The sequence below is a fragment of the Butyrivibrio fibrisolvens genome, from assembly GCF_023206215.1.
GTDB classification, from domain to species: Bacteria; Bacillota; Clostridia; order Lachnospirales; family Lachnospiraceae; genus Butyrivibrio; species Butyrivibrio fibrisolvens_C.
In genome coordinates, this window is sequence record NZ_CP065800.1 from 1,404,440 (window position 1) to 1,422,418 (window position 17,979).

A 17,979-nucleotide genomic window follows, 5' to 3' on the forward strand; every position below is an offset into this window, starting at 1 on the left:
AATATATTATAGTAGGTGCTTATAATTGTTTGATAATATGAGCGAGCAGGAAGCGAGGCAGCAGATTTTATCTGAGGTAAGAGCTTACTGTGACAGATTCCATTCACAAAAAGAATATGAGCATGGTGATAGGATACCTTATGCATCCCGTGTTTATGACCATGATGAGATGGTGAATCTTATAGATTCATCTCTTGATTTCTGGCTTACATCAGGAAGATATACGGATGAATTTGAAAGAAAACTTTCAGACTACCTTGGAGTTAGATTCTGTAGTCTGGTTGGTTCAGGTTCATCTGCTAACCTTCTTGCCTTTATGGCTCTTACATCACCTCTTCTTGGCGAGAGGCGTATAAACAGGGGAGATCAGGTGATAACTGTTGCTGCAGGTTTTCCTACGACTGTTACTCCTATGATCCAATACGGCGCTGTTCCTGTATTTGTGGATGTAACTATTCCTCAGTACAATATTGACATTACAAGGTTGGAAGAAGCTATGTCCGGGCGCACCAAGGCTGTCATGATAGCACATACACTTGGTAATCCCTTTGATTTAAGGGCTGTTAAAGCTTTTTGTGATAAAAATAATCTCTGGCTTATTGAAGATAACTGCGATGCTCTTGGCAGTGAATATGATATGGGGGATGGCAGTTATAGAAAGACAGGTACTATCGGTGATATAGGAACATCAAGTTTCTATCCGCCTCATCATATGACTATGGGAGAGGGCGGTGCTGTATATACAGACAATCCTCTTCTTAACAAGATAGTACGTTCTATGCGCGACTGGGGACGCGACTGTGTATGCGCCCCGGGACATGATAATATGTGTGGTCACAGATTTGATGGAATATTTGGAGAGCTTCCCAAGGGTTATGATCACAAATATGTATATTCTCATTTTGGATATAATCTAAAAGCAACTGATATGCAGGCGGCGGTTGGATGTGCTCAGCTTGATAAGCTCTCATCTTTTGTAGATAAGAGAAGACATAATTTTAAATATCTTCTAATGCTGTTAAATGATACAGCGGATCAACTGATACTGCCTCAAGCAGCAGAACATTCTAATCCAAGCTGGTTTGGTTTTGCAATGACCTGTAGAGAAGAAGAAAGGCGCAATAAGCTTGTACCTTATCTTGAACAGCATGGAATCCAGACCAGGATGTTATTTGCAGGTAATCTCTTGCGTCATCCATGTTTTGATGAGATGAGAGATGATAAGTCAGGCTATAGAGTTATAGGAAGTCTTGATAATACAGACAAGATAATGCATGATACCTTCTGGATCGGGGTATATCCAGGAATGACAGATGATATGCTTGAAGAGATGTCAAAGCGCATTCATGAAGGACTTGAATTATAAGTTGGTTATAGACAGTGAATGTTTTATATATTGTTAAAGATATTATCACAGATTATTTTTGTATCATGTTGATGGGTCAGAATAGAGGATTGCATTTACAAAATTGGTGACAGATATGAAAGTTGTTCTTTTGGCAGGCGGATATGGTACCAGAATAAGTGAAGAAAGTCACTTAAAACCTAAGCCTATGATAGAGATAGGTGAAAAGCCTATTTTATGGCATATCATGAAAGAGTATTCGTATAGAGGTTTTAATGACTTTATCATCTGTGCCGGATACAAGCAGTATGTGATCAAGGAGTGGTTTGCTAATTATTATCTTTATAATAGTGATGTGACCTTCGACCTTACAGCTGATAATAAGATGACTATACATAACAATATGTCAGAACCCTGGAAAGTTACGATAGTTGATACCGGCATAGATACTATGACAGGTGGTCGTATCAAGAGAGTTCAGAAATATATCGGTGATGAGACTTTTATGGTATCCTATGGTGATGGTGTTAGTGATATTGATATGAATGACCTGCTTCGTTTCCACAAGGAGCATGGTAAGATAGCAACTATCACGTCTGTCAATATAGGCCAGAGGTTCGGAACACTTGAAATGGATGGCTCTAAGATCACTTCTTTCCATGAGAAAAATGAAGAGGATGGAAGCCGCATCAATGCAGGATACATGGTCATGGAACCAGAAGTCTTCGACTATATCAAGGATGACAGTACTGTCTTCGAAAAAGATGTACTTGAAAAACTTGCAATAGACGGCCAGCTTATGGGCTATAGATATGATGGATACTGGCAGTGCATGGATACCAAGCGTGAAAAGGACAGACTTGAAGAACTGTGGTCAAGTGGCAATGCTCCTTGGAAGACATGGGAAGATTAAAATTGTAAGGCTGACAAGATAAAGCCAAAAAATAAGAAGCTAACTATAAGAAGCTGATAATATAAAGCTGATAAGATAAAAGTCGATAATATAAAGTTTATAACAAAGAGTTAATTATACAAAGTGAATAAGATATAAATTAAGATAAAAGGTAGAACAGATGAAAACAATAGATGCTAATAAAACATATCTGATAACAGGTGCAGCCGGTTTTATCGGTTATCATCTTTCGAAGAGGCTTATTGAAGCCGGAGCGAGAGTCATAGGCTTCGATAACATGAACGATTACTATGATGTCTCACTTAAAGAAGAAAGATTAAGACTGATAAATAAAGCTGTAGAAGATGCTAAGAAGTCAGCTGTAAAAAATGCTGACAGCAGCGTAGAATCTTGCGGATCTTTCGTATTCATAAAAGGAAATCTTAAGAATAAAGATGAAGTAGACAAGGCGTTCAAGGAATATAAGCCTGACATAGTTGTGAATCTTGCTGCTCAGGCAGGCGTTCGCTATTCTATTGATCATCCGGACTCATATATTGAATCTAATCTTATTGGTTTTTTTAATATCCTCGAAGCCTGCAGACATAGTTATGACAATAAGACTGAGGATTATAGCGGTGTTGAGCATCTTGTTTATGCTTCATCAAGTTCTGTTTATGGTGGCAATACCAAGGTTCCATTTTCAACAGAGGATAAGGTTGATGAGCCGGTAAGCTTATATGCAGCTACCAAGAAGTCTAATGAGCTTATGGCACATGCGTATTCCAAACTTTATGGAATTCCTGCTACAGGACTTAGATTCTTCACAGTATACGGCCCACTTGGAAGACCTGATATGGCTCTTTTCAAATTTACAGATAAGATCATGGCAGGTAAGCCTATCCAGATCTATAATAACGGAGATATGAAGCGCGACTTCACCTATATTGATGATATAGTTACAGGGATACTCAATATCCTTCCGAGCGCTCCTTGTGATAATGGTAAGGGTGCCAGATACAAAGTTTATAATATTGGCAATAATCATCCTGAATCTCTTATGGATATGGTCACTTTCCTTGAAGAGGCTCTTGGAGTTACGGCTACCAAGGAATTTCTTCCTATGCAGGCAGGTGATGTTTATCAAACCTATGCTGATGTGACTGAACTTCAAAGAGATTTTGGATTTAAGCCGGATACAACTTTGAAGGATGGTATTAATTCTTTTGTTAGATGGTATAAGGACTATTATAAAATAGGTTAGTAATTTGTATAGTGATTCAAAAATTTAGTTACAAATGGACGTGAAATATTCGTAAATTGTTTGGATTTATTATTTGAATCTAATATCCAAATAAGGATTGACTATTAGCAAAATAAAACAATAATATAGAGGTTTTTATGGACAAAATTGCGGTGTTGATACCATGCTATAACGAGGAAAAAACAATAAAAAAAGTAATAGAAGATACCAGAAAAGCATTACCTGAAGCTGTTATATATGTGTATAATAATAACTCTTCTGACAGGACAGCAGAAATAGCTGCTAGTTGCGGAGCAGTTGTAAGGAATGAATACATGCAGGGAAAAGGTAATGTAATAAGGCGAATGTTCCGTGAGATAGAAGCGCAGTGCTATATAATGGTTGATGGTGATGATACATATCCGATGGAATCAGCACCGGAGATGGTACAAAAAGTTTTAGAGCATAACGCAGATATGGTAGTAGGAGATAGGCTTTCTTCTACATATTTTACAGAGAACAAAAGACCTTTTCACAATTTTGGAAACAGCTTGGTAAGAAGTTCAATTAATAAACTTTTTGACTGCGATGTCAGAGATATAATGACCGGATATAGGGCTTTTAGCTATGAATTTGTTAAGACTTTTCCTGTTTTGTCCAAGGGGTTTGAGATTGAGACTGAGATGACTATACATGCGGTTTCTAATAACATGCAGATAGAAAATGTAGTCATAGAATATCGTGACAGACCGGAAGGATCTGAGTCCAAGCTTAATACTTATGCTGATGGATTTAAAGTTATAAGGACTATTTCAAGGTTGTATAGGGATTATAAGCCTTTGGGATTTTTCTCAGCTATGGCAGTTGTTCTTGCTTTTCTTGCGATATTTTTCATTATACCGGTATTTTTTGAGTACTGGGAGACAGGAGAGGTTAGAAGATTTCCTACGCTTATTGTGTGTGGCTTTACAATGATTGCTGCTCTTCAGGCATTCTTTAATGGCCTTACACTTCAGAACATGGCAATCAATAATAGACGAGCATTTGAGATGCAGCTTAATGGGCTTCATAGAAAGAAGATGTCGCTTATCACAAAGATAGATGATGAAAGTGACATTGACTAATATTTTGTATCGTAGATAATAGTAGTGGCGGATTTAGTGGTTTATTTTAATACGAATTCCAATGTATTATTATCAAAGAAGAATAATATTGATAGTTATAACTAATCTGTATTTACTCAATTTATAAAAATAAAAATAGAAAGAAGTAATTTGTATGCCAATCAGAGTTAATAGTTTCATGGGTAAACTTGGCTGGAATGCCAGAAAATATTTTCCAAATCTTGCAAGTAATGCTTATCTTAAGCTTCAGTTTATTACAAGATCTCGTTCACAGAAGAAATATGTGGACTATTTTATGAATAGCCCTGAGGTACCAAAGCCTAACGTGGTAAATATAGAGACTATCAATAGATGTAATTCTACTTGTGCTTTTTGTACAGCTAATGTACATGCCGAAAAGCGCCCGCTTGCAAAGATTGACGAGAATCTTTATAAATCAATTATTGATCAGCTTGCAGATTGGGGATACAAGGGACATCTGACACTTTATGGTAATAACGAGCCATGGCTTGATACTAGAATTGTAGAATTTCACAAATATGCCAGAGAGAAGCTACCGGAAAGTTTTATCTTCATGTCCACTAATGGACTTATTCTTACACTTGAGAAGGTTAAAGAGATTCAGCCTTATGTTAATCAGCTGATCATCAATAACTACTCAATGGAGATGAAGCTTCATCCTAACATTCAGAAGATTTATGACTATGTTAAGTCACATCCTGAAGAGTTCGAAGATATTGATATACAGATTCAGATGAGATACCTTCAGGAAGTTCTTACAAACCGAGCTGGAAGTGCGCCTAATAAGAAGGCTACAGAGAAGGTTATAAAGGAAACTTGTCTTCTTCCATTTACTGATATGTGGATTATGCCGAATGGTAAGATAGGTCTTTGCTGTTGTGATAACTTTGAAGTTACTGATTTTGGTGATCTTAATAAGATTCCTCTTAAAGAAGCTTGGGGAAGTCCTAAGTTAATGGCTGCAAGAAAAGATATAGCATTAGGTCGTCAGAATTATAAGTTCTGTACACATTGTGACTTTATTGATGCCGGATTCAGAATGCAAGTTGTTAATGCAATATTGAAGCATGGAGAAGAAGCTGCTCATAATATAGGCGGCCAGGAAAGAATGAAATTGTTCAAAAAAGAGAAGTGATATTTAAGCAATTTATCTTTTGAATAAAAATAATACTATTGATTCATACAAAGGAATCATAGAAGAGCGATTTTGTTTTTAAAAATAAAATCGCTTTTCTTAAATAAGATATGTTACAAGGGATTGAGGATTAGTTGCAGCAGTAGGAGAGTTATAGTATGACAGATTATTTTGAGGCAATTGTACGTTTTTTTAAAAGGTTTTGGTCCTTTATCTTTGTTGGCTTCTTTCTGATTTGTACAATAATGCTTTATACAACAGTGGGAAATGATAGTTATCTTGCGATTCATGATAATCTTGACCTTTTTATTCCTCAGTTTCAGATGATGAGAAATGATGGAACTTTTTTTGCCCTAGAAGCAAGTACTGACTTTTTGAATAATATTAGCAGAAATGTTCTACCATCTGAATTTTCATTATATACAGTTTTGTATATGATTTTTCCTTCTTTCAAAGCATATATTGCAGGATATTTTATTAAGATTATCATCGCGATGATAGGAAGCGGACTTCTTGCTTATGATATTCTTACCAAGGAAGGACTTGATACATGGGTTAAGAGAGGTGTTTATTATATACATCCTGTTAAGCGCGATTATACCAACATTGTTTCCCTTACGGTTTTAATATCTTTTACTTATGGTATTTTAAATCTTTTTCCTGCGTTTGGCATTCCATTTGCATCAATTCCGCTTATAATCTATTTCCTAAGAAAAGCTTATCTGGAACCTTCCTTTTGGATGTTTCTTTTGATTTTCTGTTATCCTTTCTTGTCATATTTTTCTTATCATGGCATCTTTATCATGGGATATCTGGTTATAGCTATTATATGGATATGGATCCGTAATCACAAATTCCCCTGGCAGCTTGCACTTGGACTTGTGCTTCTGGCAGCTGGAAGTGTTATCTGTGAATACAGGCTTTTTGCTACAATGCTTTTCTCAAATGAAGTGACGATCAGATCTACAATGGTAGAAGCTAATTTGTCTGTCATTGAGATTCTTAAAGAGATTGCTACATCATGGGCAAGTGGAATGATGCATGCCAATGATGCGCATTTATATATTGTTCTTCCAACATGTGTGATCTACTTTTTTTATCTTAATAGTAAATATATCAAAGATGGCAACAGTATAGGAATTGTACATGATTATTATAATCTGTGTGCTCTTGGTATAGTCTTTAACAGTGTTGTATACGGTCTATATAACAGCGGAGTTATCAGAACAGTTTTTGAAACAATTGTACCGCCTCTCAAAGGATGGCAGTTTAATAGAACGATATTTTTTAATCCTTTCCTTTGGTATGCGTCCTTTTTTATTGTGTGCTATAGGATAATCCTTGATGTTTCTCAAGGCGGGCTGGAACCTAAAAAATCCTTGATCATAAAAATTTCTACATATCTGTTGGTATTACTGGCTATATTAGTTGTTATGTTTCAGCCAGTACTTCCTTTTGGTCAGACGGCAAGATATGATGATCTGTTCTATACAGCATATGGTCAGTACTACAGGCACTGCCATAATGGAGAGTCCAATAAGGATAATTTAAGCTATAAGGAATTCTATGATACAGAGCTTTTTGAATCCTTGAAGGCGGAGATTGGCTATAAGGAAGGTGAGCAGAGTGTGGCATATCTTATGTATCCGGCACAGCTTGAATATAATGATATATCAACTCTTGATGGCTATCTTGGCTTCTATTCTCAGGATTATAAGAATAAATGGAGGCAGGTCATTGCCCCTGCTTTGGATATGCAGCCTACATCTGCTGCATATTTCGATGAGTCAGGTATCAGATGTATTCTCTTTTCCGGGAATTACGAGTCTGTCCCAATGTATACGGGTACACTTGGAGGAATAACAGAGGATGATCTGTATATTGATCCCAAGGCATTATACGATCTTGGATGTAAGTATGTCTTCTCAAGAGTTAAGATCACAAATGCAGAAGATGTAAATCTTTCACTTATAGCAAGTGGTCAGGGGGAAGCTTATAAAGTTTATGTCTATGAACTTTCTGAGCCTGTCATTACAGAAGAGAATGAAGAAATAAAATAATTCATTAACCATTACAAATTGATGTTGCAAGTCTTGTTAACATGTAGACTAATTGCGTTCATAATCCCTTATTTTGGTCGTTTTTAAATTGTAGTTTATAACAAATATAGATAATAGATATTATAGAGTGTATAATAATATAGCTAATCTTTGTCAAAAAAGATATAGAGCATAATAAGAGAATAATCTATATCTAAAGATTAAGCTTGAAAGGATAATATTAGTGGATAAAAGGTACAGAGTCCTTGAGTTCAAGGAGTATGGTGATGAGAGAGGCAATCTTGTTGTAGCAGAAGGAGATGGTAAGGATATTCCGTTTGCTATAAAGAGAGCCTTTTATATATACGGCTCAGATTCTGAGGTTGTACGAGGTAAGCATGCTAATAGACTTACCAAGTTTGTCCTTATAAATGTTGCAGGATCCAGTGATGTATTAGTAGACGATGGTACACACAAAGAGATAATTAAGTTGGATAAGCCAAGGATGGCTTTGTTCCTCGATACAATGGTCTGGAAAGAGATGTACAACTTCTCTCCCGACTCTGTTCTTATGTGTCTTGCAAGTGAACATTATATGGAATCTGAGTATATCCGTGATTATGATGAATTTATAAAAGAAGTAAAAGAGGAAAAACATTGAGTAAGATATCTATTATAGTACCTGTATATTGGAATTCAGATACCCTTGAAATGCTATATGAAGATATGAAAGCCAAGATTTTAGATAAGCTTGGTGATTATGAAATAGTATTCGTTGATGATGGCTCAGGAGATAATTCATGGGAGATCATGAACAAGATAAGAGAACGTGACAAGAATGTGGTATGTACAAGATTGTCACGTAATTTTGGTGAGCATGCAGCTCTTCTTGCTGGTCTTTCCGTATGTACAGGAGATTGTGCGGTAACTAAGCAGGCTGATCTTCAGGAAGATTCGACACTTATTCTGGATATGTACGAGAGTTGGAAGCGTGGTAACAAGGTCGTTCTTGCTATCAGAAGATCCAGAGATGAAGGTGTTGTTAAGAAGTTCTTCGCAGGAATGTACTATCGTATCGTTCGTAAACTTATCAACAAGGATATGCCCAAGGGCGGATGTGACTGCTATCTGGTAGATAGACAGGTAATAGAAGTGCTCGAGAAAATGGATGAGAAGAATTCATCACTGACGCTTCAGGTTATGTGGCTTGGATTTAGGTCTGAGAAGATTTATTTCGACCGTAAGAACCGAGAAGTAGGTAAGTCTAGGTGGACATTCTCCAAGAAGTTTAAACTTGTTGTAGATTCCATGATGAGTTTCACATATGTACCACTTCGTTTTATGGAGGTGACAGGTGTTTTATTCGGGCTGTTTGCGATAATCGGCATGATCTCAGTTATTCATGAGAAGCTTACAGAGGGTACACCTATTCTGGGATATGCATCACTTATGTGCGTACTCTTATTCTCTTCAGGTCTTACACTTCTTATGGTCGGTATCATAGGCGAATATGTATGGAGAGCACTTGAAGAATCCAGAAATAGGCCGCCTTTTGTTATTGATACTGTAGTCAAAGACACTAAAAGTATAGATGATAATAAATAATAATTCTGAGAATATAGATATTATAAATTCCGATACTATAAACTCAGAGATTGATAAAAATAGAGATTTATCATAAAAATAATTGAAAAGACTCGCACTATAAAGCTTTCTAGCTATTCAGTATAAGAAGTAGAGTCTTGAGGTATGAGATGAAAATATTAGCTAACAGGATGGATCTTGGTTTTCAGAAACATCAAGCAGAGTATGAAGAAGCGGCACTACGTGTTCTTCGTTCCGGATGGTATATTCTTGGAAATGAATTAAAAACTTTTGAAGAAGAATTTGCTTCATATAACGAATTTGGAAGTGATAATAGACGATTAGAGTCTTTTGACTGCACTGCAAATACTGATGATTGCGATACATCCAAAGTTTATTGCGCAGGACTTGCTTCAGGACTGGATGCCCTCTGGATTGGTATACGTATGCTGGGCATTGGAGCAGGGGATGAAGTTATAGTTCAGGGCAATACTTATATAGCAAGTGTCATGGGTATTACTATGAACGGTGCCACTCCTATATTCGTAGAACCGGATGAGAATTCGCAGATAGATATAGATGCTATAGAGAGAAGTATTACAGATAAGACTAAAGCGGTTATGGTTGTCCACCTTTATGGCCAGGTTACAGATATGACCAGAATTGTGGATATATGCAAAAAGCATGGTCTGTTACTTATTGAGGACTGTGCTCAGGCTCATGGTGCTATGTGGAAAGGCCAGAAGGTCGGAACATTTGGCAATGTTGGTTGCTTTTCTTTTTACCCTACTAAGAATATGGGAGCTTTTGGCGATGCAGGTGCTGTTATAGCTCATGATCCTAAGTTTATAGAAGAGGTTAAGACATATCGTAACTACGGAAGCCACAAGCATTATTACAATAAAGTGGTAGGTGCCAACTCAAGACTTGATGAGATGCAGGCAGCTCTTTTGAAAGTAAGACTTAAATATATGGACGAGATTACAGATGAAAGACGTAGTCTTGCGTCAAGATATTCACAAAAGATTGATAACCCTCAGATTATCATACCCAAAGAGGTAGATAATAGCTATGCGGTATGGCATCAGTATGTTATCAGATGCAAGAACCGTGATAAGCTAATAGATTATTTGAATGAAAAAGAGATAGGAAGCATCATCCACTATCCGGTTCCACCTCACCTTCAAGAAGCATATGCATATCTTGGTCACGAGGAAGGCGAATATCCGATAACAGAAGAATATGCTAATGAAGTTCTCTCTATTCCGATGTACAATGGCATGACTATGGAAGAGCAGGATTATGTAATCGATGCTCTTAATAATTTTTGATTCTTTAGGTAGAGAAAGTATATATTAGAGCGTATAAAAAACAAGCAATCTGAATTTTTATGTAGAATCCAGATTGCTTGTTTTATTAAAAGGAACTCAAACCCTCTGATGGTCTGGCTATCCGGACATAGTCCCTTGTGTGACTATGTTTATTAATAGTCAGCTATTGAAAGCATAGCATTAACATCGCCTTCATTTGCAGAATCATATATTCCCATATCATCTAATATGATCCTTCTAAGTGCTTTGGCATATACAACACGTCCTTTGTAAGACAGATGTACATTGTCTTCAAGGTACTCCTTGTATGTATAAGAGTTAAGATTAAAGGTTGTACCGCTTACAGCATCAAGTTTCTTGGCGCCTATATTATCAGCCAGTCTAAGTGCAAAATCAGCATAATATGCAAGTGATCCCTGACCTTTTGAAACATTATAAGCATCTCCCATGTCTTTGCCGGAGCCATTATAGAATCTGCAATAGCATGGTGTACAGATGATAAAATGGGCATTCGGTGAGATCTCTTTGAGCATCTTGATTCCAAGATTCAAAGCACCGTAATAAGTATGCTCATCATAAGGATCTTCTTCATTGTAGATATCAAGACCCATGTAGTAATCATTATAACCATATTCGATGATATAATAATCTACCTTCTCAGGCTGAATGGAGTAGAGAACAGTTTCATATTCTTCATCCAGTGATATTGGATAATCATCTGTATTAAGGTCTCGCTTCAACATATGGCAGATAGCTGTGAAGTTAGCCTCTTCATAATCGTTATTACCTTCAGTCGTGCTGTTTCCAGTCTGGGTTCTCTCTATTGCAGCACAAGTTCCGCCAACTCCAAGGTTATAATGAAGTGCATTCATTTCTTCACCAACAAGTTCAGAAATTGATGTACTGGAGTTTCTCCATCTGTCGAACTGGCTGTCTCCAATAAACACAAGCTGAAGGTCACCATCAGGAACAGGTTCATTGCCTCCGCCGTAAGGATCTTTGTGGACAGTGGTTGTTTCTGTAGTAGAAGCTTCTGCAGCGGCAGCTGTATTATATGTAGCGCCGGTACTAGCTTCTCCTGAATCACTTGAAGCACCTTCTGATGAATCAGTAGCAGCCTCACCTGAAATCATTGTAGTCTGTGCAGTTGCCTGATCGGATCCGGAAGAACCTGCTACAGAAGCATTATTGACTGAAGCAGCAGAGTTGGATGTACCAGACATCTTTTCACCGGTGACTCCGAGATTTGGAAAACTTGGAGAAGTACAACCTGTTACAAGAGACATCATCATGATTAACGATGTAGTTGATAGTAGTTTATGTATAGACATTTTTCCTCCCCTTAGAAATATTACAAAATTATTACAAAAGATATTTTAACATAGAAATAATCACTGTGCCATAAATATAACTTAAAAACGATATATAATAGCTTTTTGGGGCTATAGAGTTTATAATGTTTTAGTGTTATGTGTTTCATAAAAGTGAGCATAATTATTCTAGTATGCTTTGGAATGTATCTTCATAAATACGTACCTGAATAACAAGCATACAATGAGTTGAATAAAAAAGAGGTAGAAGATGTCTAAACCTATTTTATGGATTGTAATTCCATGCTATAACGAAGAAAACGTCCTCCCTATCACGTCTCCGCTTTTTTTACAGCAGCTAGAGAAGATGATAGGAGAAGAGAAGATATCTGATAAGAGCCGTATATTATTTGTAAATGACGGATCCAAAGATAAAACCTGGGATATCATCACAGAACTTGCTGATAGCAATGAGCATTTTATAGGAATATCTCAGAGCAGAAACCGTGGCCATCAGAATGCTGTCCTTGCCGGCCTTATGGAGGCTAGAAATGTTTGTGATATCACGATATCTATAGACTGCGATGGTCAGGATGACATAAGCGCCATGGACAAGATGGTAGATGCATATCTTAATGGAGCTGAGGTTGTATATGGCGTCAGATCCAAGAGAGATACAGATACTTTCTTTAAGAAATTCACAGCAGAGTCTTTTTATAAACTGCTTAACTGGATGGGAGCAGAAGTTGTCTACAACCATTCTGACTACAGACTTATCTCCTCGAGAGTTCTTGAAGAGTTTGCTGACTTCCACGAAGTTAATATCTATCTAAGAGGTATGGTTCCACTTGTTGGCTTTAAGTCTGCGATAGTATATTACGAGCGTCACGAGCGTATGGCTGGTGAGAGTCACTATCCCCTTAGCAAGATGCTCCACCTCGCATTTGATGGCATTACATCGCTCTCTGTAAAGCCTATATCCATTATTACAGGCCTTGGAACCATCGTAAGTCTTATAGGTATCATAGGAATCATATGGGCCTTCATAGTAGCTATCACAGGTAAGGGGCAGCCGGGATGGGCATCTACTATTTGTATAGTTTGTTTCCTTGGAGGTATACAGCTGATATCAATAGGTGTCATCGGAACCTATATCGGTAAGATATATATGGAGAGCAAGCACAGGCCGAGATACATTATCAGTGAAAAGACCTGGGAGCCTTATGAAAGGCATTATAAAGGATAGTAGTTTTTGCTTAGAATTAATTGGGCAGCTGTCACTACTTGTGTCATCATGTATGTTAGATTGGTGATACAAGCTGTGACGGGCTGCCTTTTTGATACGTGGGGCATTATGCCGGATTCTTGTCGATTTGGCATAAGGATCAGCAGCATAAAAATGCAGGTGTCAAGAGACGTAGGTGGGTTGAGGATATAAGTGGCTGAAGTATTATATAACCGGTAAATAATCATGAAACCATGATTTTGATATTAAGATTTTGAGATGAATAATTGGGGATGAATTGTTTAGTCTGGACAATTTGGCTTGAAAATCTGCTTAAAATATTTTGTCTGAATAATTATGTCTGAATAATTATGTCTGAATAATTATGTCTGAATAATTATGTTTGAATAATTATGTTTGAATAATTATGTCTGAATGATTTTGTCTGAATGATTTTGCCAGAATAATTTTGTTTGTATTCTTTTGTCTGAAAAATTTGGATTGAATTATTTGGATTGAATAGTTTATCTTAAACAGTAAGATATAAATGAACACATTAATAGCATATATAATGCTCAAAATATCATTAAAATGCTAGAAAAATACGATTAAAACAATAACATATAATCGCAATAACGAATGCGTTTTGGAGCAAAAATGAGGAAACTATATCACTGCACCAAACACCGTAAATGACTACTGTTCTTTGCTGCAAGGATACTATCAATATTGCGAATGAGATTAATCATTTGTTCGATACCCCCTAGGATGACGTTTCGTCAGAAAATGAACAAAAAAATTTTTAGCATAATATAATTAATTTGTGCTTGCGAAGAGCACACATAATTCTTTCAGGCTTGGCCATCATAAAAGGGGCAACTTTTATAAAACAGACCAAGTACTGTCGGATCCGCAGAGATCCATACCGCGTTTACGAATGGGGGATTAGTAATCGATAGGTTCTAGGGATATGCGTTATTGTCATCCTCTATCATATATGATAATAACGCAAACTGCCATCATTTGCCAGTAATAAAGTGATGAGCATTGATGAGACGATGTTGGCAGATCTATCTACGTCTGGTATAACCGGTAGTTACAAATCATATCATTTAAGAGCTTCTTTGAATTTCCATAACAATTAATAGCGATAACTTATCAGTTAATGAGCATAGATTTTTCCTAAAACTAAGACTTTAATAATACCTCCATAAACCTTCACTTTATCGCACAAACAATATACTATTAATATACAAAAACGGCAGAAACAACAAAAAACAGCAGAAACAAAAGAAACAGCAGAAACAGTAATAAAATGCCTTGTGAAAGGAAATAATAAATCTTAGAAATATACTAATAGTAGTTAACGACATCGAAAATTCCAAACATTTCTATCATGACCTATTTGGGCTGGAGCCAATATCAGACAATGCTGGGAATCTTATAGAAGTTGGCACTTCGATGTGAACCACAGCGATAAAAAAGCCTTAGATTGGAGCCGTATAATATGAATGAATCTCAGTACCTATCCAAGATAGCAGCACTTGAAATAGAAATTGACTACTTGCATGGCCTCCTCGATGCCGCATGTATACCTTATAAGCGTGAAGCCAAAGATATAGAAGATCTTTCTCCTGACAAGAATATTTTATTTGATCCAGATCAAGGTGCCAGAATCAAGCCTTTAGAAATCACTAAGCAGCGTATCCGATTCTATCGTAATCTCTTTAATGGGCGAAGCGATGTGTACAGCCTTCGCTCAGGTAAGCCCAATAAGAAAACAGGAAAATACGATTACTATACCCAGTGCTGGAATTTCTGGAAGGATGGAGTATGTCCTAGGAAGAATGGCGCAAAGATAACCTGCGGAGAGTGTAGTAATCAGAATTATAAAGGGCTAATTGATGAAAATGTTTATAATCATATGATGGGAAAAAAGTCAGATGCCTCGGATGTACTTGGAATATATCCGTTACTACCTGATGAAACCATAAATTTTCTGGTATTCGATTTCGACTGCCATGATGAAAATATCTGTGGCGATGACGGTGCAAACCCTGATGCTGAATGGATGCAAGAAGTGAATGCATTTAGACAGATATGTGAAGATAATGATATTCCAATACTAGTTGAACGCTCTAGATCAGGCAATGGCGCTCATATTTGGATGTTCTTTGAAAGACCGATCCTGGCAAGCACTGCAAGAAGATTCGGATCAGCTTTACTTACCAAGGGAGCAGAATCTGTCAATATGAAGAGTTTTACCTATTATGACAGAATGCTTCCTGCTCAGGATCATATTCCCATTAATTCAAAAACAGGTAAGCCCGGACTTGGTAATCTTATAGCTCTTCCACTGCAAGGTCTTGCTTTGAAATCCGGCAACAGCGCATTTATAGACAAGAATTGGAATGCATATCCTGATCAGTGGGAGTGTCTTAAAAATGTCAAAAGAATATCTTCTGAATATATCGATGATAAGATCAAAGAATGGAGCAAGGAAGGCGTACTAGGCGTATTATGCGATGACTTTGATGTAGATGATAATGATGATTCTCAGCCAAAACCGTGGGAAAAGAAACAACTCTTTTTCCACAAAGAAGATGCACCATCTAAGGTTGAGATCATAGTATCGAATAGAATATACATCAATACTAAAAATATAGGCAAAAGGATGCAGAATGCTATAAGACGTATGGCTGCATTTAGTAATTCGGAGTTTTATAAAAAATCACGTATGGGATTTTCGACAAAAGGGATCCCGAGAATCATCTATTGTGGTCAGGATGAAGGCAGATATATATGTATTCCAAGAGGACTTCTGGATTCGTTGATAGAAAAGCTTAATGATGCAGATATATCTTTTTCTGTAACGGATGATAGGTGTGAGGGAACACCATTAGATGTCACTTTTAAAGGCGAACTCTATGAAGAGCAGATGAGAGCTGCTAGTGCCATACTTGAACATGATAACGGAGTCCTGGGCGCAACTACATCTTTTGGAAAAACGGTTGTAGGTGCATATATGATCGCCCAAAGGAAAACTAACACGTTAATACTTGTCCATAATACAGAAATACAAAAAAACTGGATTGAAGATTTAGAAAAATTCTTGGATATAAGAGCTGAACTTCCGGAATATAAGACAAAAACAGGAAGAGTTAAAAAAAGAAAAAGTCTGATAGGTAAGTTATATGCAGGGCATAATTCAATGACAGGAATTGTTGATGTTGCAATATTTTCGTCTCTTGGCAAGGGTGATGATATTGATCCGATCATTGAAAACTATGGAATGTTGATCATGGATGAGTGTCATCATGGAGCTGCACAGACTGTCGAAGATGTAATAGGAGCTGCGAAATCAAGATACATCTATGGACTAACAGCAACACCTAAGAGGGAAGATGGTCTTGAAAAGAAAGTATTCATGCAATTTGGCCCTGTCAGATTCAGATATACGGCTAAGGAAAGGGCAGAGAAACAAGGTATTGCTCACTATGTATATCCTCGCTTTACAAGACTTATTAGTGCTACTGATCTAAAGATTACAGAAGCTAATAGAGCGGTCGTTGAATCAGAGGTAAGAAATGAACAGATCATCGCTGATGTGGAAAGTTGCATTCAAAATGGAAGAACTCCGCTTGTTTTAACTAAGTACAAAGAACATGCGCAGATTTTGTTTGAGAAGCTGCAAGAAAAAGCGGATCATGTGTATCTGCTGCAAGGTGGCGGCAGCAGAAAAGAAAAAGATTTGATGAGAACACAGATGAAATCAGCACCGGAGAATGAATCTGTTATTCTTATTGCTATTGATAAGTATGTTGGCGAAGGCTTTAACTTTCCAAGACTTGATACTATGATGCTTGCTATGCCGGCAGCAGCTGAAGGCAATATAGAGCAGTTTGCCGGGAGATTGCATCGAGATTATAAAGGCAAAACAGAAGTAATCATTTATGATTACGTAGATTCTCATATTCGTGTTCTTGAAAAAATGTACCACAAGCGTCTTAGAACGTATAAAAAGATTGGGTACGAAATATGCAACAATATTATTTTGGAAAAACAAAGCGCAGGCTCTATTTTTGATATGAATACTTATGAGACAGTATATGAAAAGGATCTGATGGAGGCAAATAAAGAAATTATCATTTCAAGCCCAGGATTAAATCAGTCAAAAGTAAATTCTTTTATAAGATTGGTGAAGCAAAGACAGGAAAGTGGCGTTAAGATTACAATAGTCACGCTTGATCCGGAAGGATATCCGGAGGAGAAGATTGAAGATACAAGACAGCTTGTACATCTGCTACGGGATAATGCTATAAATGTGCATCTTAAAGAATATATGCATGAACACTTCGCTATCATCGATGATGAGATCATATGGTATGGAAGTATGAATCTGCTATCGAGAGCCAAAGCAGATGATAATCTCATGAGAGTAAAGAGCAGAGAAACTGCTGTAGAACTAATGGAGATCACTTTTAGATGATTTTTCCAAAAAATAGAAAAAGCGATAAAAGAACTGGTTTATACACTGCCTGTCACTTGTGAAAAAAGTCTGAAAAAGCTTGTAGTAAAATAGGTGAAAAACTTGTGGAAAAAGTTTGAAATAGCATGTAATAAAACATGTAAAAAAGCATGTGGAAAAACAGTCTGAAAAGGCTGTATATAGCATATTAAATGCTTAAAATATTACCAAAATGCTAGGAAAATACTAATAAAACGCTAAT

General features: G+C 36.8%; 13 protein-coding genes. 12 read left to right on the top strand and 1 reads right to left on the bottom strand.

Features of this window, described 5'->3' with window-relative positions:
* The first annotated feature begins 37 nt into the window (after positions 1–37).
* The 9 genes from rfbH (at position 38) to I7804_RS05735 (ending at position 10,714) form a co-directional block, all read left to right on the top strand.
* Entirely contained in the window at positions 38–1,366 is a 1,329-nt protein-coding gene (gene rfbH / locus I7804_RS05695; protein WP_248405415.1) for a lipopolysaccharide biosynthesis protein RfbH, read from the top strand.
* A 115-nt stretch (positions 1,367–1,481) separates the two neighbouring features.
* Positions 1,482–2,258: a glucose-1-phosphate cytidylyltransferase gene (rfbF, locus tag I7804_RS05700; protein ID WP_248405417.1), complete on the top strand. Its 777-nt coding sequence runs from the start codon at positions 1,482–1,484 to the stop codon at positions 2,256–2,258.
* Between the two features lie 160 nt (positions 2,259–2,418).
* Positions 2,419–3,501 (top strand): NAD-dependent epimerase/dehydratase family protein, encoded by a 1,083-nt coding sequence (locus tag I7804_RS05705; RefSeq protein WP_248405418.1) that lies wholly within the window; start codon positions 2,419–2,421, stop codon positions 3,499–3,501.
* A 137-nt stretch (positions 3,502–3,638) separates the two neighbouring features.
* Positions 3,639–4,604 carry a glycosyltransferase family 2 protein gene (locus I7804_RS05710; RefSeq protein WP_248405420.1) on the top strand — a complete coding sequence of 322 codons (966 nt, stop codon included), beginning with the start codon at positions 3,639–3,641 and terminating at the stop codon, positions 4,602–4,604.
* 154 nt (positions 4,605–4,758) lie between these two features.
* A complete protein-coding gene (locus tag I7804_RS05715) occupies positions 4,759–5,760 on the top strand; it encodes a radical SAM/SPASM domain-containing protein (protein ID WP_248405422.1) in 1,002 nt (333 codons plus the stop codon).
* Between the two features lie 158 nt (positions 5,761–5,918).
* Positions 5,919–7,820 (top strand): DUF6044 family protein, encoded by a 1,902-nt coding sequence (locus tag I7804_RS05720; RefSeq protein WP_282570492.1) that lies wholly within the window; start codon positions 5,919–5,921, stop codon positions 7,818–7,820.
* Between the two features lie 223 nt (positions 7,821–8,043).
* On the top strand, positions 8,044–8,460 hold the full coding sequence (locus tag I7804_RS05725; protein WP_248405425.1) for a sugar 3,4-ketoisomerase: 417 nt from the start codon (positions 8,044–8,046) through the stop codon (positions 8,458–8,460).
* Positions 8,457–9,404 (top strand): glycosyltransferase family 2 protein, encoded by a 948-nt coding sequence (locus tag I7804_RS05730; protein ID WP_248405427.1) that lies wholly within the window; start codon positions 8,457–8,459, stop codon positions 9,402–9,404. The genes I7804_RS05725 and I7804_RS05730 overlap by 4 nt, the downstream gene beginning before the upstream one ends.
* Positions 9,405–9,553: 149 nt before the next feature.
* Positions 9,554–10,714, top strand: coding sequence for a DegT/DnrJ/EryC1/StrS family aminotransferase (locus tag I7804_RS05735; RefSeq protein ID WP_248405428.1), 1,161 nt, complete (start codon positions 9,554–9,556; stop codon positions 10,712–10,714).
* Positions 10,715–10,866: 152 nt separating this feature from the next.
* Here I7804_RS05735 and I7804_RS05740 read toward each other — a convergent pair whose 3' ends face one another.
* Positions 10,867–12,045, bottom strand: a complete 1,179-nt coding sequence (locus I7804_RS05740; RefSeq protein ID WP_248405430.1) for an SGNH/GDSL hydrolase family protein — start codon at positions 12,043–12,045, stop codon at positions 10,867–10,869.
* Positions 12,046–12,295: 250 nt separating this feature from the next.
* Here I7804_RS05740 and I7804_RS05745 point away from each other — a divergent pair, with 250 nt between their 5' ends.
* The 3 genes from I7804_RS05745 (at position 12,296) to I7804_RS05755 (ending at position 17,738) form a co-directional block, all read left to right on the top strand.
* Positions 12,296–13,270 (top strand): glycosyltransferase family 2 protein, encoded by a 975-nt coding sequence (locus tag I7804_RS05745; RefSeq protein WP_248405432.1) that lies wholly within the window; start codon positions 12,296–12,298, stop codon positions 13,268–13,270.
* Between the two features lie 1,335 nt (positions 13,271–14,605).
* Positions 14,606–14,716, top strand: a complete 111-nt coding sequence (locus tag I7804_RS05750) for a hypothetical protein (protein ID WP_331477884.1) — start codon at positions 14,606–14,608, stop codon at positions 14,714–14,716.
* Positions 14,717–14,756: 40 nt separating this feature from the next.
* Entirely contained in the window at positions 14,757–17,738 is a 2,982-nt protein-coding gene (locus I7804_RS05755) for a TOTE conflict system archaeo-eukaryotic primase domain-containing protein (protein ID WP_248405434.1), read from the top strand.
* The last annotated feature ends 241 nt before the right edge of the window (positions 17,739–17,979 follow it).